This window comes from Celeribacter ethanolicus, assembly GCF_001550095.1.
GTDB classification, from domain to species: Bacteria; Pseudomonadota; Alphaproteobacteria; order Rhodobacterales; family Rhodobacteraceae; genus Celeribacter; species Celeribacter ethanolicus.
Genome location: NZ_LRUC01000041.1, coordinates 59,404 through 79,143, shown reverse-complemented (window position 1 = coordinate 79,143; position 19,740 = coordinate 59,404). Strand labels below are relative to the sequence as shown.

General features: G+C 60.9%; 16 protein-coding genes. 12 read left to right on the top strand and 4 right to left on the bottom strand.

The genetic code is table 11. The features are described from left to right. Positions 1 to 175: 175 nt before the first annotated feature. From NH195_RS15475 to NH195_RS15465, 3 genes are read right to left on the bottom strand one after another with little or no spacing between them, the layout of a single operon-like run. Entirely contained in the window at positions 176 to 1,423 is a 1,248-nt protein-coding gene (locus NH195_RS15475) for a TRAP transporter large permease (protein WP_066708879.1), read from the bottom strand. Beyond that, on the bottom strand, positions 1,420 to 1,929 hold the full coding sequence (locus NH195_RS15470) for a TRAP transporter small permease (RefSeq protein WP_238379779.1): 510 nt from the start codon (positions 1,927 to 1,929) through the stop codon (positions 1,420 to 1,422). Before NH195_RS15470 ends, NH195_RS15475 begins: the two co-directional genes overlap by 4 nt. A gap of 34 nt (positions 1,930 to 1,963) precedes the next feature. Further along, positions 1,964 to 2,944, bottom strand: a complete 981-nt coding sequence (locus tag NH195_RS15465; protein ID WP_066708871.1) for a TRAP transporter substrate-binding protein — start codon at positions 2,942 to 2,944, stop codon at positions 1,964 to 1,966. A gap of 430 nt (positions 2,945 to 3,374) precedes the next feature. On the opposite strand from NH195_RS15465, the gene NH195_RS15460 reads away from it, so the two are divergent. From NH195_RS15460 to NH195_RS15450, 3 genes are all read left to right on the top strand, one after another. After that, positions 3,375 to 5,168, top strand: coding sequence for a sigma-54-dependent Fis family transcriptional regulator (locus NH195_RS15460; RefSeq protein ID WP_066708868.1), 1,794 nt, complete (start codon positions 3,375 to 3,377; stop codon positions 5,166 to 5,168). Positions 5,169 to 5,309: 141 nt separating this feature from the next. After that, positions 5,310 to 7,109, top strand: coding sequence for an NAD(P)/FAD-dependent oxidoreductase (locus NH195_RS15455; protein ID WP_066708865.1), 1,800 nt, complete (start codon positions 5,310 to 5,312; stop codon positions 7,107 to 7,109). Between the two features lie 68 nt (positions 7,110 to 7,177). Then, positions 7,178 to 8,230: a 2,3-butanediol dehydrogenase gene (locus NH195_RS15450; protein WP_066708863.1), complete on the top strand. Its 1,053-nt coding sequence runs from the start codon at positions 7,178 to 7,180 to the stop codon at positions 8,228 to 8,230. Positions 8,231 to 8,332: 102 nt separating this feature from the next. On the opposite strand, the gene NH195_RS15445 is transcribed toward NH195_RS15450, so the two are convergent. Beyond that, positions 8,333 to 9,094, bottom strand: a complete 762-nt coding sequence (locus NH195_RS15445; RefSeq protein WP_066708861.1) for a DeoR/GlpR family DNA-binding transcription regulator — start codon at positions 9,092 to 9,094, stop codon at positions 8,333 to 8,335. 236 nt (positions 9,095 to 9,330) lie between these two features. Here NH195_RS15445 and glpD point away from each other — a divergent pair, with 236 nt between their 5' ends. From glpD to NH195_RS15400, 9 genes are all read left to right on the top strand, one after another. Further along, positions 9,331 to 10,941: a glycerol-3-phosphate dehydrogenase gene (gene glpD / locus NH195_RS15440; protein WP_066708858.1), complete on the top strand. Its 1,611-nt coding sequence runs from the start codon at positions 9,331 to 9,333 to the stop codon at positions 10,939 to 10,941. A gap of 35 nt (positions 10,942 to 10,976) precedes the next feature. After that, complete coding sequence (locus NH195_RS15435; RefSeq protein ID WP_066708855.1) at positions 10,977 to 12,065, top strand: ABC transporter ATP-binding protein; 1,089 nt, start codon at positions 10,977 to 10,979, stop codon at positions 12,063 to 12,065. 12 nt (positions 12,066 to 12,077) lie between these two features. After that, complete coding sequence (locus NH195_RS15430) at positions 12,078 to 13,172, top strand: ABC transporter ATP-binding protein (protein WP_066708852.1); 1,095 nt, start codon at positions 12,078 to 12,080, stop codon at positions 13,170 to 13,172. Further along, positions 13,172 to 14,044 carry a carbohydrate ABC transporter permease gene (locus tag NH195_RS15425; protein ID WP_066708849.1) on the top strand — a complete coding sequence of 291 codons (873 nt, stop codon included), beginning with the start codon at positions 13,172 to 13,174 and terminating at the stop codon, positions 14,042 to 14,044. The genes NH195_RS15430 and NH195_RS15425 overlap by 1 nt, the downstream gene beginning before the upstream one ends. Before the next feature lies 1 nt (position 14,045). Further along, the gene (locus tag NH195_RS15420; protein ID WP_066708846.1) at positions 14,046 to 14,897 is read left to right on the top strand and encodes a carbohydrate ABC transporter permease; all 852 of its coding nucleotides are present in this window, start codon (positions 14,046 to 14,048) and stop codon (positions 14,895 to 14,897) included. A 15-nt stretch (positions 14,898 to 14,912) separates the two neighbouring features. Continuing rightward, positions 14,913 to 15,185, top strand: coding sequence for a DUF2160 domain-containing protein (locus tag NH195_RS15415; protein ID WP_066708843.1), 273 nt, complete (start codon positions 14,913 to 14,915; stop codon positions 15,183 to 15,185). A gap of 58 nt (positions 15,186 to 15,243) precedes the next feature. Continuing rightward, on the top strand, positions 15,244 to 16,950 hold the full coding sequence (locus NH195_RS15410; protein ID WP_066708840.1) for an ABC transporter substrate-binding protein: 1,707 nt from the start codon (positions 15,244 to 15,246) through the stop codon (positions 16,948 to 16,950). Positions 16,951 to 17,053: 103 nt separating this feature from the next. After that, entirely contained in the window at positions 17,054 to 18,538 is a 1,485-nt protein-coding gene (glpK, locus tag NH195_RS15405) for a glycerol kinase GlpK (protein ID WP_066708951.1), read from the top strand. After that, the gene (locus tag NH195_RS15400) at positions 18,538 to 19,695 is read left to right on the top strand and encodes an iron-containing alcohol dehydrogenase (RefSeq protein WP_066708837.1); all 1,158 of its coding nucleotides are present in this window, start codon (positions 18,538 to 18,540) and stop codon (positions 19,693 to 19,695) included. Before glpK ends, NH195_RS15400 begins: the two co-directional genes overlap by 1 nt. The last annotated feature ends 45 nt before the right edge of the window (positions 19,696 to 19,740 follow it).

Genomic DNA, 19,740 nt, shown 5'->3' with positions numbered 1-19,740 from the left:
GCCGTCCCGTTGGCGCAGCAAGGTGCAGAACATCCGCCAAGCGCAAGCGGAAGGCGCGGTCTCAAGTGAAACGTCGATCTGAGGCGCATCTCGTTTCAACTCAAGGATGGCGGGGATCAGAATAGCCAGCGTCCCACATCGAGGGCTGCGCGACAGGGGTGCGACAGAGCAGGCTTCAGATCAGGATCGGCACGAAGGCGATCATGAGATACACAAACAACAGCATCCCGAGATAGGGCAGAACCGCGCGGGCAATGCGTTCGATCGGCAGACGCGCCGTTGTGGAGGCGACAAAGAGGTTGATCGCAACCGGCGGCGTGACCATGCCAATGGCTAGGCCGACCACGATGATGATGCCGAAATGCACGGTGCTCAGACCGAGCTGCGCCGCGAGAGGCAAGAGCATCGGGGTCAGGATGATCAGGGCAGAGGCGGTTTCAAGGAAGACGCCCGCCACGAGGATCACCGCCATCACCAGAAGCAACAGCACGTAGGTATTGGAGGACAACGACAGTGCCGCAGTGGCGATCTGGTTCGGCACCTGCCAGCTTGACAGCGTCCAGCTCAGGATCGAGGAGGCCGCAATCACAAACATGATGACGGAGGTGGTGACGCCTGCACGGATGATGATGCGATAAAGCTGTTTCAGGGTCAGGTCGCGGTAGATGAAAAGCGACACGAGGATGGCGTAATCCACCGCAATCACGGCGGCTTCGGACGGGGTGAAAATGCCCGAAAATATCCCGCCGAGAATGATCAGCGGCGCTATCAGCCCCCAGCTGGCCGAAACAAAGGTGCGGCCAATGGTTTTCAGGTTGAACGCGGTCCCGCGCGGATAGGCGCGGCGGTGGCCTTGAATGAGCGCAATAAAGATCAGCCCCACGCCCATGGCGATGCCGGGGATAAAACCGTTCAGAAACAACTCGCGCACGGATTCCTGCGCGATCACAGCATAGATGATCATCGGCACGGACGGCGGGATCACCACGCCGATGGTGCCCGCTGCGGCAATGAGCGAGGCGGCGGACGCCGGATCATAGCCTTTGCGCTTCAGTTCCGGCACGAGGCTGGCGCCCACGGCGGCGGTTGTCGCCGCACCGGAGCCCGAGATTGCGGCAAAGAACATGCCTGCAAGCACGGAGACGATAGAGAGCCCGCCTTTGATAAAGCCGAACATGCTGTCGGCAAAGGCCACAAGGCGTTTGGAAATTTCGCCCTGCGCCATGACATCGCCCGCCAGAACGAACATTGGCACGGCAACAAGCGCGAAGGAATTGATACCGGAGAACATCTGCTGCGGCACGACCATCAAAGGCACGCCGGAGAGGTTAAGCGCGCTCATGGTCGCCGCGCCGATCACGATGGCGACCGGAATGCCCAGAAGCAGGAAAAGAGCGAAAAGGCCGGCAAGCACGAGGCTCATTGTACTGTCTCCTGCGCCGCATTCTGATCGACATCACTGTCGATTTCACTATGGGCCTCTCGCATTGGCTGTCCGGCCAAAAGCCGGATCAGGTCGATCACCGACAACCCCGCCATGACCAGCGCGGCAAAGGGCATGACGGCATAGACATAGGTCATGCTGAGCCGCAATGAGGGCGATTTTTGAAAACTCTGCATGTTCATATATTGCCAGCCGATTTTGGCCAACGTCAGGAGGAACACGATCGTGACCAGAACCGCCGCGCCGGAGACGATCCGGCGCAACGCGGGCGGCAGGTTGTCACGCAGAACCGTGACCGCGATATGCCGCCCCTGTTGATAGGCCAGCGCAGCGCCGAGAAAGGTGATCCAGATCAGCAGAAATCTCGCGACCTCTTCCGTCCAGCCCACCGAAGTGAAGAACACCCGCGACACGATCTGAAGCGTGATCACCGCCGTCAGTCCCGCCATACCCGCGAAAACCACGGGTTTGAGGAGTGTCCCCACCAGTCTGTCCAGCCACGCCAGCCCTTTGAGCATCTTACTTCAGCGCCTCTTGGATGCGCGGCAGATAGTCGCCGAATTTCTCGCCGTATTTATCATAGACCGGCTGCACAGCCGCGGAGAAGGCCGCGAGGTCCGCATCTTCAACCACATTCATGCCCGCGTCTTTGAGGGCGGCCAGTTGCTCTTCTTCAAGCTCGGCGTTGAGCGCGCGCTCGTATTCCGCCGCCTCTTGTGCCGCGGCTGCGATGATGCCCTGCGTCTCTTCAGAGAGCTGGTTCCATTTCGACATGCCCATCACAAAGATCGCCGGCGCGTAGGTGTGACGCGTCATGGTCATGTTGGTCTGGGTTTCGTTCAGCTTGAAGGAATAGACCACACCGACCGGGTTTTCCTGGCCGTCGATGGTGTTTTGCTGCATGCCGGTCAGGGCCTCGGTCCAGGCCATCGGGATCGCGTCGGCCCCCAGTTCACGGAAGCTGTCGATATAGACCGGGTTTTCCATCACACGGATGCGCAGCCCGTCGAGATCGGCAGGCGTGTTCACCGGGCGCTTCGAATTGGTCAGGTTGCGGAACCCGCGCTCGGCATAGGCGAGACCTTTGAGATTGACCTCTTCGAGGCGACCCAAAAGCTCCTGGCCGATTTCCCCATCAAGGACGCTGTAGGCCGCTTCGGGAGAGGGGAAGAGGAACGGCAGCTCGAAAACGGCGATATCTTCGAGGAAGTTCGCGACAGGACCGTTGGTGATGATACCCATGTCAACCGTGCCGATTTGCATGCCTTCGAGCAAAGTGCGCTCGTCGCCCAGCGTGGCGTTCGGGAAAATCTCGACGGTGATCGCGCCGTCAGAGCGCTCGGAGACCAGTTCCTGAAACTTCACGGCGGCGGTGTGATAGGCGTCCTGTTCGTTGACCACATGCGCCAGACGCAGGGTGACGGGATCAATATCCGCCATGGCCGGAAGCGCAGTAAGAGTTGCCGCAGCGAATGCTGCCGCTTTCATAAAGGATGTCATAGATGTCCTCCCAGACAAGCAAAAGAAGAGCGCGCACCGGCGCCCGTTACAAGACCCACTCCGACGCGCCGGTCTGGCGTCACATGATGCAGTTCGAAGACCCTCGTGAAGACCTGAGGAAAAGCATTTTAGCTGCGGAAAACGGCGCCGGATTGCAGATTTGTTGCGCATATGGCGGAAAAAAGCGTCAAGATGCAACCCAACATCACGCTTGCCGGAGCGCTTCACATCCCTTGTGCCTTTTCAAACAAATCTCTGCCGCGGAAGACTCAGGCAGAGGTGTGGCCCAATCGCTAAGAGAGGCGCTGGTGCAATCCAGCCCGCTTCGCACGGCATCTTAGACCATTGTCCCCTCTGGGTTCGCGCGCATCATGTGCTACACTCCCGCCGGGAGGCGACGCGTCACGCATGGCGCGTCATGATAAAAGCCATGAAACACGCACGCCATGTCGAAGAGATCGGGCAGGTGCTCGAGGGCGGCCAGACCGGGCGGGACAGTATTGTCTCGGCCTCTTGGCGGCGCTGTGTCGAGGTCTACGGCATGGACCCGATGCGCACCGATCCGGCGCATATCGTCACAGAGACCGAGTTGCGCGATCACCGCAAGCAGGCCGAATGTATGATCGCGGCGGCACGCTCGGGGCTGCAATCTCTGTTTCGTCAGGTCGCCGGCCAAAACTACGTGCTGCTGCTGACAAATGCCGAGGGTGTCTGCGTCGATTACTTCGGCGACGACCTGTTCACCGAGGACCTGCGCAGCGCCGGGCTTTATCTCGGATCGAACTGGTCCGAGGATCTCGCCGGAACCTGCGGGGTTGGCGCCTGTATCGTCACGCAAGAACCGGTGACCGTGCATCAGGACGACCATTTCGGCAATGCCCATGTGGCGCTGTCCTGCACCGCCGCGCCGATCTTTGACAGTCTCGGACAATTGGCCGCCGTGCTCGACATTTCACTCCTGCGCTCTCCCACCCCCAAAAGCAGCCAGAATCTGGCGATGAGCCTCGTCACCTCCGCCGCGCGCCGCGTCGAAATGGCCAATCTGATGGCCGAAAGCCCACGTGACTGGGTGTTGCGCCTGTCGTCGAGCCCGGAATTTCTGGACGTCGATCCCGAGGCCGCCGTGCGGCTGGACGGCTCGGGGCGGGTGCTGGGCTATACCCGCGCGGCGCGGCGGTTGTTCCCCGAAACAGGGCAAATTCTCGGGCGGCGGATCGACGAGGTTCTGAGCGTAAGCGTCGATGACCTGCCGGATCTGATGCGCGACCGCCCCACCGAAGAGCGGGTGATCGAGATGCGTGACGGCGGAGCGTTGTTCGCCCATGCCATCGCGCCCAAGGCACCGCATCAAAGCCGCCACGGGGCACGGCAGACCGGGACACAGAAAGGCGCACAGAAAGGCGCCCTGAGTGGAACACTCGGTGGTGCGCTGGCCGGGCTGACCGGCGGCGACCCGAACATGGCCCGTCTTTTGGAACAGGCCGAACGGCTGGCCCCCTCCACCGTACCGCTTTTGATCACCGGCGAGACCGGCACCGGAAAAACCAAACTCGCCCGCGCGATCCATATGATGAGCAAAGCGCAAGGGTTCATGAGCCTCGAATGCGCCACACTGCGCCCCGAGGACATCGCCGATCTTTGTCTCGACTCGGTGAGCCTGACGACGCTTTTGCTGCGTCGGATCGAGGAGTTGAGCGAGGAGACCGCCATCGCCCTGAGCGGATTGCTCGACCGCAGGCCCGATTTGCGCACGCTTTCGACAAGCTGTCTCGATCCGGCCCGCATCCCCCTGCCCCGCACGCTGTTTCACCGTTTGGCGGGCTGCAACCTCACCGTGCCCCCGCTCCGAATGCGACGCGATCTCGACTGGCTGATGTCGCGCCATCTGCGGCGCCATACCGCCGACGCGGTGCGCCTGTCGCCGTCTGCACGCGCCGAATTGATGGGGCGCACCTGGCCCGGCAACATCCGCGAGCTTGAACAGGTGCTCGACACCGCCGCCGCGCTCTGCGTCGGCTCGGTGATCGATCTGCCCGATCTGCCCCATCCGGTCGTGGCCGACCCTGCCGACGGGTCGCCCGCATCGACAAACCCATGGGACACGCTGGAGCAGGTTTTGGTCGCCTGCGACTGGAACATGGCCCGCGCCGCGCGCCGCTTCGGGGTCAACCGCTCGACCATCCTGCGCCGGATGCGAGCCGCCGGGTTGCGCCCGCCCGAGTGAGATGTTGCGCAGGCGTTGCGCGCGCAACATGCTGCGCTGCAACGATTGTTTTTCTGTCACCCACAGCCATCGCGCACGTAGATCGCCGCAATTTTCGCACCCCATACTTCTTCTGAACACACGCACAGAGGAGGAGTTGCGATGCTCGACAGTTCAACCACCACCCAGACTCAGGAGCTGCTGGACAGCCTGAACGCCGCATTGGAGGGCGGCGATATCGACCGCGCCGCGGGGCTGTTCGCGACCGACAGCTATTGGCGCGATCTCGTTGCGGTCAGCTGGAACCTGAAGACGGTCGAAGGCCCCGAGGGCGTGGCGGATATGCTGCGCAGTCAGCTTGACCACACCCGTCCGGGCAAGTTCGAGATTCAGTCAGGCGAGATGCCCGCCGAGGAGGACGGCGTCATCACGGCTTGGCTCACATTCGAAACCGCGACCGGGCGTGGTTGGGGATTAATGCGGATGCGCGACGGTCGGATCTGGACGTTGCTGACCGCCCTGCAAGAGCTCAAGGGCTTCGAGGAAAACCGGGGCAAACGCCGCCCGATGGGCGCAGAGCACGGCGCCAAAAAGAACCGCAGTTCGTGGAAAGAACGCCGAGAGGCGGAGGAGGCCGATCTGGGCTATGGCACCCAGCCCTATGTCGTCATCATCGGCGGCGGTCAGGGCGGCATCGCGCTTGGGGCACGGCTGCGTCAATTGGGCGTCCCGGCCATCGTTCTGGACAAACATGATCGCCCCGGCGACCAATGGCGCTCGCGCTACAAGTCGCTCTGCCTGCACGATCCGATCTGGTACGACCACCTGCCCTACATCAAGTTCCCCGACAACTGGCCGGTGTTCACGCCCAAGGACAAGGTCGGCGACTGGCTGGAGATGTACACCAAGGTCATGGAGATCAATTACTGGACCCGTTCCGACGTCCAGAAAGCCAGCTATGACGAGGCCTCAGGCACTTGGGAGGTCAAGGTCAACCGCGACGGCGAAGAGGTCACGCTGCGCCCCACCCAGCTTGTGCTTGCCACGGGCATGTCGGGCAAACCGAACATGCCGCAATTTCCCGGCATGGAGCGCTTCAAAGGCACGATCCAGCATTCTTCGCAGCATGAGGGACCCGATGACTGGGCCGGCAAAAATGTCGTCGTCATCGGCTCGAACAACTCCGCGCATGACATCTGTGCCGCGCTCTGGGAGGGCGATGCCGATGTGACGATGGTGCAGCGGTCCTCGACCCATATCGTGCGCTCGGACAGTCTGATGGAGATCGGCCTCGGTGCGCTTTATTCCGAAGAGGCGGTCGCCAACGGCGTGACCACCGAAAAGGCCGACATGATCTTTGCCTCCCTGCCCTACAAGATCATGCATGAATTCCAGATCCCGCTCTACGACCAGATGCGCGAACGCGACGCGGAGTTCTACAAAGGACTGGAAAAAGCCGGTTTCGATCTCGACTGGGGCGATGACGGGTCGGGCCTGTTCATGAAATACCTGCGACGCGGCTCCGGCTATTACATCGACGTGGGCGCCAGCCAGTTGATCATCGACGGAGAGGTCAAACTCGCCAAAGGCGGCGTCGATCATTTCGAGGAAGACGCGGTCGTTTTGACCGACGGCACCCGCCTGCCCGCCGATCTGGTGGTGCTGGCCACCGGGTTCGGATCGATGAACGGCTGGGCCGCGGATCTGATCAGCCCGGAGGTCGCGGATAAGATCGGCAAGGTCTGGGGCCTCGGTTCTGACACCACCAAGGACCCCGGCCCGTGGGAAGGCGAACAGCGCAACATGTGGAAACCGACCCAACAGGAACACCTCTGGTTCATGGGCGGCAACCTGCACCAGTCGCGCCACTATTCGCTCTACCTCGCCCTGCAATTGAAAGCCCGTCTGGAGGGGATCGAGACCCCCGTTTACGGCCTTCAGGAGGTGCATCACCTGTCGTGATGCGCATCGCGCGCCCGGGCTTTCTTCCCGGCCCGGGCGCAGACTTTACGAACCTAAGGAGAACCACAATGAAAGCAGCACGCTGGCATGGCGTCAAAGATATCCGCGTCGAAGACATCCCCGAACCCTCCCCCGCAGCGGGCGAGGTCAAGATCAAGGTGGCCTGGACCGGAATTTGCGGCAGCGACCTGCACGAATATCTCGCCGGGCCGATTTTCGTCCCCGTGGACGAGGAGCACCCGCTCAGCCATGACAAGGCGCCGATCACCATGGGCCACGAATATTGTGGCGAGATCACCGAATTGGGTGCGGGTGTGACCGGGCTTGCGGTTGGCGACCGGGTTGCCATCGAACCGATCTTTGCCTGCGGCACCTGCCCCGCCTGTCATGAGGGCAAATACAATCTCTGTGACAGCCTCGGCTTTGTCGGCCTTTCGGGCGGCCATGGTGGCTTTGCCGCCTTCTCGGTCGTGCCCGCAGGCATGGTGCACAAAATGCCAGACGCCCTGTCGATGGAGCAAGGCGCGTTGGTCGAACCGGCGGCCGTCGCACTCCACGCGGTGCGCATGTCCAAGATCAAGGCTGGCGACACGGCCGCGGTCTTTGGGGCGGGTCCGATCGGTCTCTTGGTCGTCGAGGCGCTGCGCGTCGCCGGTGCCGCCCAGATCCATGTGGTCGAACCCTCGCCCGAGCGCCGCGAAAAGGCTTTAGAATTGGGCGCGACCAGCGCCATCGACCCGATGTCGACCGATCCGGTGGAGACGATCCGCGCGGCCACCGGCGGCGTCAACGTGGCCTTCGAAGTGACCGGGGTGCCGCGCGTTCTGCCGCAATGCATCGACAGCACGCGGCACGAGGGCCAGACCCTGATCGTGTCGATCTGGGAAGGCGATGCTGCGTTCCAACCCAACACCGCCGTGCTGAAGGAGCGGCAGCTTCTGGGCACCATCGCCTATCGCAACATCTATCCGGCGGTGATGGAGCTTATGACCCAGGGCTATTTCAGCGCCGGCAAACTGGTGACCAAGCGCATCTCCATCGACGAGATCGTCGATCAGGGGTTCGAGGCCCTCGTGGCGGAAAAATCTCAGGTCAAGATTCTCGTCCAGGTCCCGGCGTGATGTAACGCGATTGAGCGATGCTCAGAACGTTGGCTGAGCCGCCCCTGAACACCCTGACGGTCCCGTGCGATGCGCGGGGCCGCAATGCTAAGACCGACGCTCTCAGCCACCCGAAACCACCTCGGTGTTCCAGCTCTTGCAGGCTTGGGACAGTTCGGCCGGAACGGCGTGATCGGTGAAATACACGTCGATGTCGGACAGCGATGCGATCCTTGCGGGGGCGCTTCTGGAGAATTTGGTGTGATCCGCGACGAGAAAAACCTTGCGCGATTGCCGCAGGATCGTCTGGCTCACACTGACCTCCTGAATGTCGAAATCCAAAAGATCGCCATCGCGGTCGAGCGCGGAACAGCCGATGACCGCCAGATCGAACTTGAATTGGCGGATGGTCTCTGCGGCCAGATTGCCGACCAAGCCGCCATCGGACCGCCGCAAATGCCCGCCGGTCACGATGACTTCGCAATTGCTGTTCCCGGCCAGAATGTTGGCGACATTCATATTGTTGGTGACGACCATCAAATCCCTGTGCTGCAACAACTCCTGCGCGACGGCTTCCGTGCTCGTCCCAATGTTGAGAAACAACGAAATCCCGTTGGGAATCCGCGAGGCACAGGCCCGCGCGATCGCGATTTTGGCCTCCGCGTTCAACTGCCGCCGATCTTCGTACCCGATATTGATTGTGCCGGACGCCAGCACCGCCCCGCCATGCACCCGCTCGACACGCCCCAGTTCCGCCAATTCCGACAGGTCGCGGCGAATGGTTTGAAGCGTGACACCAAAATGCTCTGCCAGCCGCTCGACCGTGACCTTCCCCTCTTTACGTGTCATTTCGAGAATCTCGGGGTGACGAAAGTTGTTGGACATAGATGTTCGCTTTGCTTCGTTTCTGTGGCGTCATGGGAAAAAGACGCGAAAACCCGATGCGAATCCAGTCAATTCATTGCCGCACCCGCGTAGATTCTCTTATCTTTTCTTCGCAGTTGCAGAAATATCTACCCTAACCCGTTGATTTTCCTCAATCGAACAAAAACGAAAACAAATACCTTGCGTTTTTGACCTTTTCGACCCAACGTTAGCGCCAGAACTTGGGAGGAAAGCCTGTGCAGGGGAATGACAGCACACATCCCGTCGATCTTTTTGTGATTGGCGGCGGCATTAATGGCTGTGGCATTGCGCGCGACGCGGCGGGGCGGGGATTTTCCGTGACGCTCGTGGAGATGAGCGATCTGGCCTCTGCGACCTCGTCTTCCTCCACAAAACTCTTTCACGGTGGGCTACGCTATCTCGAATATTTCGAGTTTCGGCTGGTCCGAGAGGCTCTGATCGAGCGTGAAATCCTCCTGCGGGCCATGCCGCACATCAGCTGGCCGATGCGTTTTGTCCTTCCTTATCATAAGGATATGCGCTTCGAATCCGAAACGCCGACCTCGAAACTTCTGTCTGTCGTGATGCCTTGGATGAAAGGGCGCCGTCCGGCATGGCTGATCCGGCTTGGCCTGTTTCTCTACGATCATCTGGGCGGGCGCAAAATCCTGCCGGGCACGGAAACCATCGGCCTGACGGGAACGGCCGAGGGCGCGCCGCTGCAGGAACGCTTTGCCAAAGCCTATGAATATTCCGATTGCTGGGTCGAGGATTCCCGCCTTGTGATCCTCAATGCCCGCGACGCAGAGGCACGCGGTGCGGCGATTCTGACGCGCACCAAAGTGACCCATGCGACGCGCGAAGGCGATCTCTGGCGTGTCGAAACGAAAGATATGGAACATGGCCGCACCGCCACCCATTACGCCAAAATGCTGGTGAATGCGGGCGGGCCTTGGGTCGGCGACGTGATTCACGACAAAATCGACCTGCCGTCGAAAGAGGGCGTGCGACTTGTGCGCGGCAGCCATATCGTGACCCGCAAGCTCTACGATCACGACAAATGCTATTTCTTTCAGGGCACCGACGGGCGGATCATTTTCGCCATTCCCTATGAGACAGATTTCACCCTGATCGGCACCACGGACGCCGAGCACAGCGATCCGTCACTCAAACCCACCTGTACCGACGAAGAGCGCGACTATCTGATCGCCTTTGCCAACAAATATTTCAAAGCGCCGATCAGCGCCGAGGATGTGGTCTGGAGCTATTCCGGCGTCCGCCCGCTCTATGATGACGGAGCGTCATCGGCGACAGCGGCAACGCGAGACTATACGCTCAAGGTCGATGCAGAGGGCGGTGCGCCGGTGCTCAACATCTTCGGGGGGAAAATCACGACCTATCGGCGGCTGGCGGAAAGCGCGCTTGAGAAAATCTCGGACCATCTGCCCGACGCAAAGGGGCCGAATGCAAAAGGACGCTGGACGGCAGGTGTGCCGCTCGCAGGCGGGGATTTCCCGGTCGGCGGGTTTGACCGGCTTGTTTCCGAGCTGCGTGCGCAATTCGGGTTTCTGACCCCGTTCTGGGCGCGACGTCTGGTGCGCGCCTACGGCACCGAAGCGCGTGACATGCTGGGAGACGCAGAGAATGCCGAGGCGCTCGGACGTGATTTCGGCGCGACCCTGACCGAGACCGAAGTGACATGGCTGATGGAGCGCGAATATGCGCGCACGGCCGAGGATATTGTTTGGCGCCGCTCAAAGCTTGGGCTGCGTCTGGATGAAACGCAGATCAATGATCTGGATGACTGGATGCAAAGCCACCGCGCACGGATGGCCGCCGCCGAATAAGGCCAAAGACAATAAGGCGCGGGGAGGAGGACCTAATGACGCTGGAACTGAAGGGCGTATCGAAGATCGTCGAGGGGCAAATGCATATTGCCGCGACCGATCTGACGCTCGAAAAAGGAACGATGAACGTTCTGCTGGGGCCGACCCTGTCGGGGAAGACCTCGCTGATGCGTCTGATGGCCGGGCTCGATCAACCGAGCTCCGGGCGGATTTTCTGGGACGGCCAGGACGTCACCGGCATGCGGGTGCAGGATCGCAAGGTTGCGATGGTGTATCAGCAATTCATCAACTACCCCTCGATGAGCGTCTACGACAACATTGCCTCGCCGATGAAGCTGATGGGCGTAGACAAGGCGGAGATCGACACGCGGGTGCGGGAAACGGCAGAGCTGATGAAGCTGACGCCGATGCTGGACCGCAAACCTCTGGAACTGTCAGGCGGGCAACAACAACGCTGTGCTCTGGCCCGTGCGCTGGTGAAAAACGCAGGCCTTGTGCTGCTCGATGAGCCGCTCGCCAACCTCGATTACAAGCTGCGCGAGGAGTTGCGTGTCGAGATTCCGAAGATCTTCGAGGCCTCCGGCTCGATCTTTGTCTATGCGACAACGGAACCCGAAGAGGCGCTTTTGCTCGGCGGCAACACAGCGACGCTCTGGGAGGGACGCGTGACGCAATTCGGGCCAACGCCCGAGGTCTATCGCCAGCCGGTGGACGCCACGACGGCACGGGTGTTCTCCGATCCGCCGATGAATTTCCTGCAAATCTCCAAGACTGGCGATCGGTTGATGTTCGGTGACGGACAAAGCGCGCAGGCGACCGGCAAGCTCGCCGATCTGGCGGATGGACGCTACACCGCCGGGTTCCGTCCGAACCATCTCGAAATCACGCAGCACGCTGAAAACGCAATGAAATTCACAACGAACCTGCATGTGACGGAGCTGACCGGGTCGGAAACTTTCGTCCATCTCGATCACCATGGCGCGCGTTGGGTCGGGTTGATCCACGGCGTGCACGATCTCGAGATTGGCGCCGCGCTCGATGTCTGGCTCGATCCGCGCCATGTCTATGTGTTCGGCGAAGACGGGGGGCTCGTTGCGCCCGCCGCCTACGCGATGGCGGCGTGAGGAGGCGCGATCATGGCAAGAATTACACTCGACAACCTTGCGCATTCCTACAATCCGACGCCTGCGTCGCAGGACGACTATGCGCTCAAGGAACTGAATTACGACTGGGAAGATGGCGAGGCCTATGCGCTTTTGGGCTCGTCAGGCTGCGGCAAGTCCACGTTGCTCAATATCATCTCAGGGCTGTTGATGCCCTCGCAGGGGCGCATCCTGTTCGACGGCAAAGACGTCACCCGCGCCCCCACGGCGGAGCGCAACATCGCGCAGGTGTTCCAGTTCCCGGTGGTCTACGACACGATGACCGTGCACGACAATCTGGCCTTTCCGCTCCGCAACCGGGGCCGCGACGAGACCTATGTGGCCGAGCGCGTTCAGGAAATCGCACGGATGATCGGCATGGAAGACATGCTGCGTAAAAAGGCGCGCGGGCTGGGCGCGGATGCCAAGCAAAAGATTTCTCTGGGTCGTGGCATGGTGCGCAAGGACGTGAATGCGCTTTTGTTCGACGAACCCCTGACCGTGATCGACCCGCATATGAAATGGGAACTCAGAACCCAGCTCAAAAAGCTGCACCACGATTTCGGCCACACGATGATCTATGTGACCCACGACCAGACGGAGGCTCTGACCTTCGCGGACAAGGTCGTTGTCATGTATGACGGGCGCGTGGTTCAGATCGGCACGCCTGAGGAGTTGTTCGAACGGCCCGCGCATACCTTTGTGGGCTATTTCATCGGCTCGCCGGGCATGAACGTGATCCCCGCCAAGGTCGAGGGCACGAAAGCCTATATCAACGGCTCGGAAATTGCGCTCGGCGCGGGTTATGCGCCGGTGAGCGGCAAGGTGGAAATCGGCGTGCGGCCGGAATTTGCCCGGTTGAGCGAAAGCGAAGGCCTGCCCGTGAAAGTGCGCCGCGTCGAGGATGCCGGGCGTCACAAGATCATCCGTGCCGAATTCTTTGGCCAAGACATCAACATCATCGCCGGCGAGGACGATCCCGTGCGCGCGGACATGACCCGCGTCACTTTCGACCCGGCGCGCGTGAATGTCTATACAAACGACTGGCGTGTGGCGCCCCAGTCCGCCACCGGCGGGGAGGCCGCGTGATGCAACAGAAAACAACCAATCAAAAAGCATGGTTCCTAGTGCTGCCGGTCTTGGTGCTTGTGGCGTTCTCCGCCGTGATCCCGCTCATGACGGTGGTGAACTATTCCGTGCAGGACACCTTCGGCAACAACCAGTTCTTCTGGGCAGGGCTTGAGTGGTTCCAGGAGATGCTCTCGGACGAGCGGATGTGGAACGCGCTGCAACGTCAGTTGATGTTCTCCGGCATCATCCTTGCCATCGAAATTCCGCTGGGCATTTTCGTGGCGCTCAACATGCCGAAATCGGGCTTTTGGTCGTCCTTCTGCCTCGTGGTCATGTCCCTGCCGCTTTTGATCCCATGGAACGTGGTCGGCACGATCTGGCAGATTTTCGGCCGCGTTGACATTGGCCTTCTGGGTTATACGCTTGATGCGCTTGGCATTGATTACAACTACACGCAGGACACCGTTTCCGCCTGGATCACCATCATCGTCATGGATGTCTGGCACTGGACCTCGCTCGTGGCACTTCTGGCCTTTGCCGGTCTGAAATCCATCCCCGACGCCTATTATCAGGCCGCGCGGATCGATCAGGCGAACCGTTGGAAAGTGTTCCGTTTCATCGAACTGCCCAAGATGATGGGCGTGTTGATGATCGCGATCCTGCTGCGCTTCATGGACAGTTTCATGATCTACACCGAGCCCTTCGTGGTGACGGGCGGCGGTCCGGGCAATGCGACGACGCTTTTGTCCATCGACCTCGTCAAGATGGCTCTGGGCCAGTTCGATCTCGGACCCGCTGCTGCCTTCTCCTTGATGTATTTCCTCGTGATCCTGTTGATTTCATGGGTGTTCTACACCGTCATGGTCAACCTCGACAAAAAGGGCATGTAAGATGACGGACGCAACCGCACTCACACCCGCCACCCGCGCGCGCAGCCTCCCCAAGGTGAAGGGCCGCGCCGTGGTGATGACGCTCTATCTTCTGTTCCTCATGTTGCCGATCTACTGGCTGTTGAACATGAGCCTCAAGACCAACACAGAAATTCTGGGCAGTTTCTCGCTTTGGCCACAAAACCTGACGTTCGAGAACTACGTCACGATCCTCACCGACGAGGCATGGTACATGGGCTACGTCAACTCGATGATCTATGTGGTGATGAACACGGTGATTTCGCTCGCTGTCGCCCTGCCCGCTGCCTATGCGTTTTCGCGCTACAATTTCCTCGGCGACAAGCACCTGTTCTTCTGGCTTTTGACGAACCGCATGGCGCCGCCGGCTGTCTTCGCCCTGCCCTTCTTTCAGCTCTATTCCTCAATCGGGTTGTTCGACACGCATATCGCCGTGGCTCTGGCGCATTGTCTCTTTAACGTGCCGCTCGCCGTCTGGATCCTCGAAGGTTTCATGCGCGGCGTGCCGAAGGAAATCGACGAGACCGCCTATATCGACGGCTACGGCTTTGGGCGTTTCTTCGTAAAGATCTTCATGCCGCTCATCGCCTCGGGCATCGGTGTGGCTGCGTTCTTCTGCTTCATGTTCTCTTGGGTCGAGCTTCTGCTCTCGCGCACGCTGACCTCGGTGGACGCCAAACCCATCGCCGCCACCATGACCCGCACCGTGGGTGCGGCTGGCGTCGACTGGGGCGTGCTGGCCGCCGCCGGGGTGCTCACCATCGTGCCGGGCGCGCTCGTGATCTACTTCGTGCGCAATTACATCGCCAAGGGCTTTGCCCTCGGTCGGGTCTAAGAGGAGGAATTCGACATGGACTGGATGGCATGGACATGGCCGACCGCCGCCTTTTTCGGAACGATTGCAACGCTTTTGGTGATCTTCACCATTCTGGCGATCAAATTTCCCGAAACGCCGCGCGTTGGCGTCTTGGGCATTGAGACCACCCGGGGGGATCGTTTGTTCATCACCCTTCTGGGCTCGGCCTTCATCAATCTTGCATGGCTCGGACTGATCGGCGCCAACCAAGCGCTCGCGCTTGTCGTTTGCCTGATCTTTGCAGCCATCGTCTTTCGCTGGGTCTGAGGAGGCCCCCGCGACGGATCGACACCTAAAAATATAGGTTCACATAGGGAGGAAACCAATGAACCATCGTCTCAAGACAACCACCGCACTGGCGTTAGGCCTCGGCCTTTTGTCGGTGCCTGCCTTCGCCGATATGGAAGCGGCGAAAGCCTTCCTCGATGCCGAAATCGGGGATCAGTCGGCGCTGTCGCGCGCCGATCAGGAAGCAGAAATGCAGTGGTTCATCGACGCGGCCCAGCCTTTTGCGGGCATGGAGATCAAAGTGGTCTCCGAGACCATCACCACGCATGAATATGAATCTCAGGTGCTCGCACCCGCCTTCGAAAAAATCACCGGCATCAAAATCACCCACGATCTGATCGGCGAAGGCGATGTGGTCGAGAAACTGCAAACTCAGATGCAGTCGGGCGAAAACATCTATGACGCCTATGTCAACGACAGCGACCTGATCGGCACCCACTGGCGCTATCAACAGGTGCGCAACCTCACCGACTGGATGGCAAACGAGGGCGCGGATGTGACCAACCCCGGTCTCGATCTCGACGACTATATCGGCACGCAATTCACCACCGCACCCGATGGCAAGCTCTATCAGCTGCCCGACCAGCAATTCGCGAACCTTTACTGGTTCCGCTACGATTGGTTCACCGATCCCGCAATCATGGCCGAGTTCAAAGAGAAATACGGCTACGACCTCGGCGTTCCGGTCAACTGGTCGGCCTATGAGGACATCGCCGAATTCTTCACCGGTCGCAATATCGACGGCGTCGAGGTCTATGGCTCGATGGACTACGGCAAGAAAGACCCGTCCCTGGGCTGGCGCTACACCGACGCATGGATGTCCATGGCCGGGATGGGCGACAAAGGCGAACCCAACGGCCTTCCGGTCGATGAATGGGGCATCCGCGTGAACGAGAACTCGCAACCTGTCGGCGCCTGTATGGCACGCGGCGGCGCGGCGAACTCTCCGGCGGCGGTCTATGCGGTGGAGAAAGCCATCGACTGGCTGAACAAATACTCGCCGCCCTCCGCCATGGGCATGACCTTCTCGGAGGCCGGTCCGGTTCCGGGTCAGGGCAACATCGCGCAACAGATGTTCATGTACACCACCTTCGTCGCGCCTCTGGTCGACAGCCCGGCGGTGATGAACGAGGATGGCACCCCAAAATGGCGTCTCGCCCCCAGCCCGCATGGCGTCTACTGGGAAGACGGCATGAAGGTCGGCTATCAGGACGTGGGGTCCTGGACGCTGATGAAATCCACGCCGGATGATCGCGCCAAAGCCGCGTGGCTCTACGCACAATTCGTGGGGTCCAAAACCGTCGACGTGAAGAAATCCCATGTCGGTCTGACCTTCACCCGCGAATCCACCATCCAGCATGAGAGCTTCTCCGATCGTGCGCCGAAACTTGGCGGTCTCGTCGAGTTCTACCGCTCGCCCGACCGCGTGCGCTGGTCGCCCACCGGCACCAACGTTCCGGATTACCCGAAGCTCGCCCAGCTCTGGTGGCAGAATATCGGTGACGCGATGTCCGGCGCGAAATCCGCGCAGGATGCGCTCGACAGCCTCTGCGCCGATATGGAGAAAGTCATGGAGCGTCTCGAACGCGCTGGCATTCAGGGCGACCTCGGGCCGGTCATGAACAACGAGACCAGCGCCGAGGAGTGGCTCGCCATGGAAGGCGCGCCGAAACCGGCCATCGAGAACGAACGCGAGGAGCCGCAAACCGTCTCCTACGACGAACTCGTCGCCTCCTGGCAGTAAATGTTGAAAGAGGGCGGGATCACCGCCCTCTTTTACCCCCTCTTTTCCGTCCAGCGCTGGTGGCATAGCTTTGGACCGAGCAGAGACCACCAAGGAGATGCATGTGACCTATATTCTTGCCATTGATCAGGGCACCACATCGACCCGCGCCATTCTGTTTGACGGAGATTTGTCCGTCACAGCCACCGCGCAGGAAGAATTCGAACAGCATTTCCCCAAAAGCGGCTGGGTCGAACATGACGCCTTCGATCTCTGGTCCACCACGGCGGCCACCTGTCGTGCGGCGATCGAGAAATCCTCGGCCGACGTGTCACAAATCGCCGCGATCGGCATCACCAACCAGCGCGAAACCACGCTTGTCTGGGACAAGACCACCGGCCAGCCGGTCTACAATGCCATCGTCTGGCAGGACCGCCGCACCTCCGAGCTGTGCAAGACGCTTAAGGCGGAGGGCTTTGAAGAGGTCGTCACGGAAAAGACCGGGCTGTTGCTCGATCCCTATTTCTCGGCGACGAAACTGAAATGGATTCTCGACAACGTGGAAGGCGCGCGCGACCGCGCCGAGGCGGGCGAACTTTTGTTTGGCACGGTTGACAGCTGGCTGGTGTGGAAACTGACGGGCGGCAAGGTCCATGCCACCGACGCCACCAACGCCGCGCGCACCATGCTTTACGACATCCGCAAAGGCCATTGGTCCACGACGATTTGCAAACGCTTCGACATTCCGATGGCGATGCTGCCAGAGGTGCGCGATTGCGATGCCGATTTCGGCGAAACCCGCCCCGATCTCTTTGGCCGTCCGATCCCGATTTTGGGCATCGCGGGCGACCAACAGGCGGCTACCATCGGTCAGGCCTGTTTCAAACCGGGCATGGTGAAATCGACCTATGGCACCGGCTGTTTCGCGCTTTTGAACACGGGCGAGACGCCGGTGATGTCGCAAAACCGGCTCTTGACCACCATCGCCTACCGCATCGGCGGCAAGACGACCTATGCGCTCGAAGGGTCGATCTTTATCGCCGGTGCCGTGGTGCAATGGCTGCGCGACGGGCTGAAAATCATCCGCGAGGCCTCCGAGACTCAGCCCCTGGCCGAAAGCGCCGACAAAACGCAGGACCTGATCCTTGTGCCCGCCTTCACGGGGCTTGGCGCGCCCTATTGGAATGCGGAATGCCGGGGGGCAATGTTCGGGATGACACGCAACTCAGGCCCTGCGGAATTTGCCCGCGCCGCGCTTGAAAGCGTCGGCTATCAAACCCGCGACCTCTTAGAGGCCATGCATGCCGATTGGCAGGGCGACGCCACCACGGCGCTGCGCGTCGATGGCGGCATGAGTGCCTCGGATTTTGCGATGCAATTCCTGTCCGACATCATTTCCGCGCCCGTCGACCGCCCCAAAGTCCTCGAGACCACGGCCATGGGCGCCGCCTGGCTCGCCGGTCAGCGGGCGAGCGTCTATCCCGACATGGAGGGCTTTGCCGCCACATGGGCGCTGGAGCGCACCTTTGAGCCGACCATGGATGAGGCGACGCGGCAGGCCAAATGCGACGGTTGGGCGCGGGCCGTTCGTGCCACGATGCTGGTCTGATGCCGGGTCTCGCCGACAGCCTCGCGTCCAATCCGGTCGCGGATCTCGCCTTTACTGCGCCCGCTCGCTGTCTGATCGGACGTGGCGCAAAGGATCAGGTCGCAGCTTTGGTGCGCGAGAGGGGGCAAAAGGTCCTCATCTTGCGCAGCGCCTCGGTCCTTTGGGCCGATGTGCTGATCGAAGAACTCGACACGCTTGGGGCACAGGTCACATCCCTTACCGCCCGAGGCGAGCCGACTGTTGATCAGGTCCGCGACGCGGTGGCTCGCGCCCGTGCGTCCGCCGCCGAGTGTATCGTCGCCATTGGCGGCGGTGCGGTGATTGATCTGGGCAAGGCGGTGTCGGGGCTGTGTGTCTCCGAGGGCGATGTGTTGGATCATCTCGGCCTCAGGCCAAATCCCGCGCCCAAACTCAACGCCCCGCTGCCCTTTGTGGCGATCCCGACCACCGCAGGCACCGGTGCAGAGGCCACCCGCAACGCGGTGATCGGTGTACCGGAACAAGGGCTCAAAATCAGCCTGCGCGATCCACGTCTCGTGCCGGACCTTGCGGTGGTTGATGCGTCCCTGACCGATGGTCTGCCCAAATCCCTAACCCTGTCGACCGGGTTGGATGCGCTGACACAGTTGATCGAGAGCTACCTGTCGAACCGCGCCAATCCGCTCACCGATGCCCTCGCCCGCGGCATGATCGGGCCTGCGGCCGCAGCGCTTCAGACACTCATGACACATGAGGATGAAACCGCGCGCGACACTTTGGCCAAAGCCAGCTATCTGAGCGGTCTGGCGCTGGCCAATTCCGGGCTTGGGATTGTGCATGGCCTCGCCGCCGTCATCGGCAGTCGCGGGGGCGCCCATGGCGCGATCTGCGGGCGTCTGCTTCCTGCTGCCCTGACGGTCAATCATGCCGCGCTGACGCAAGCAGGCAAACCCACCGCGCGCTGCGAAGAGATCGAACGGTGGTTGCAAGACGGGCTTGGACTGCCCCTGCGCGCTTTCATTGACAGGCATGGGCTGGCCTCTCTCGCTGAGCTGCACTGCGGCCCGCCGCTTTGGGAGGAAACCGCGCGACATGCCCTGTCGGCCTCTTCCACACAGGCCAACCCTGTCCGGCTCAGTCTCGCCGAGGTGCAGCAAATTCTAAAGCTCTCCGCCTGATCCGAGGCCAAAAGCGCACGCCACTGCCGCGAAAGTAAATCCTGA

What these genes read in the sequence shown, in the direction of transcription:
- NH195_RS15475 (WP_066708879.1), bottom strand. Translation starts at nt 1,423, where the DNA reads ATGAGCCTCGTGCTTGCCGGCCTTTTCGCTCTTTTCCTGCTTCTGGGC.
- NH195_RS15465 (WP_066708871.1), bottom strand. Translation starts at nt 2,944, where the DNA reads ATGACATCCTTTATGAAAGCGGCAGCATTCGCTGCGGCAACTCTTACT.
- NH195_RS15460 (WP_066708868.1), top strand. Translation starts at nt 3,375, where the DNA reads ATGAAACACGCACGCCATGTCGAAGAGATCGGGCAGGTGCTCGAGGGC.
- NH195_RS15455 (WP_066708865.1), top strand. Translation starts at nt 5,310, where the DNA reads ATGCTCGACAGTTCAACCACCACCCAGACTCAGGAGCTGCTGGACAGC.
- NH195_RS15450 (WP_066708863.1), top strand. Translation starts at nt 7,178, where the DNA reads ATGAAAGCAGCACGCTGGCATGGCGTCAAAGATATCCGCGTCGAAGAC.
- NH195_RS15445 (WP_066708861.1), bottom strand. Translation starts at nt 9,094, where the DNA reads ATGTCCAACAACTTTCGTCACCCCGAGATTCTCGAAATGACACGTAAA.
- NH195_RS15435 (WP_066708855.1), top strand. Translation starts at nt 10,977, where the DNA reads ATGACGCTGGAACTGAAGGGCGTATCGAAGATCGTCGAGGGGCAAATG.
- NH195_RS15430 (WP_066708852.1), top strand. Translation starts at nt 12,078, where the DNA reads ATGGCAAGAATTACACTCGACAACCTTGCGCATTCCTACAATCCGACG.
- NH195_RS15425 (WP_066708849.1), top strand. Translation starts at nt 13,172, where the DNA reads ATGCAACAGAAAACAACCAATCAAAAAGCATGGTTCCTAGTGCTGCCG.
- NH195_RS15420 (WP_066708846.1), top strand. Translation starts at nt 14,046, where the DNA reads ATGACGGACGCAACCGCACTCACACCCGCCACCCGCGCGCGCAGCCTC.
- NH195_RS15415 (WP_066708843.1), top strand. Translation starts at nt 14,913, where the DNA reads ATGGACTGGATGGCATGGACATGGCCGACCGCCGCCTTTTTCGGAACG.
- NH195_RS15410 (WP_066708840.1), top strand. Translation starts at nt 15,244, where the DNA reads ATGAACCATCGTCTCAAGACAACCACCGCACTGGCGTTAGGCCTCGGC.
- NH195_RS15400 (WP_066708837.1), top strand. Translation starts at nt 18,538, where the DNA reads ATGCCGGGTCTCGCCGACAGCCTCGCGTCCAATCCGGTCGCGGATCTC.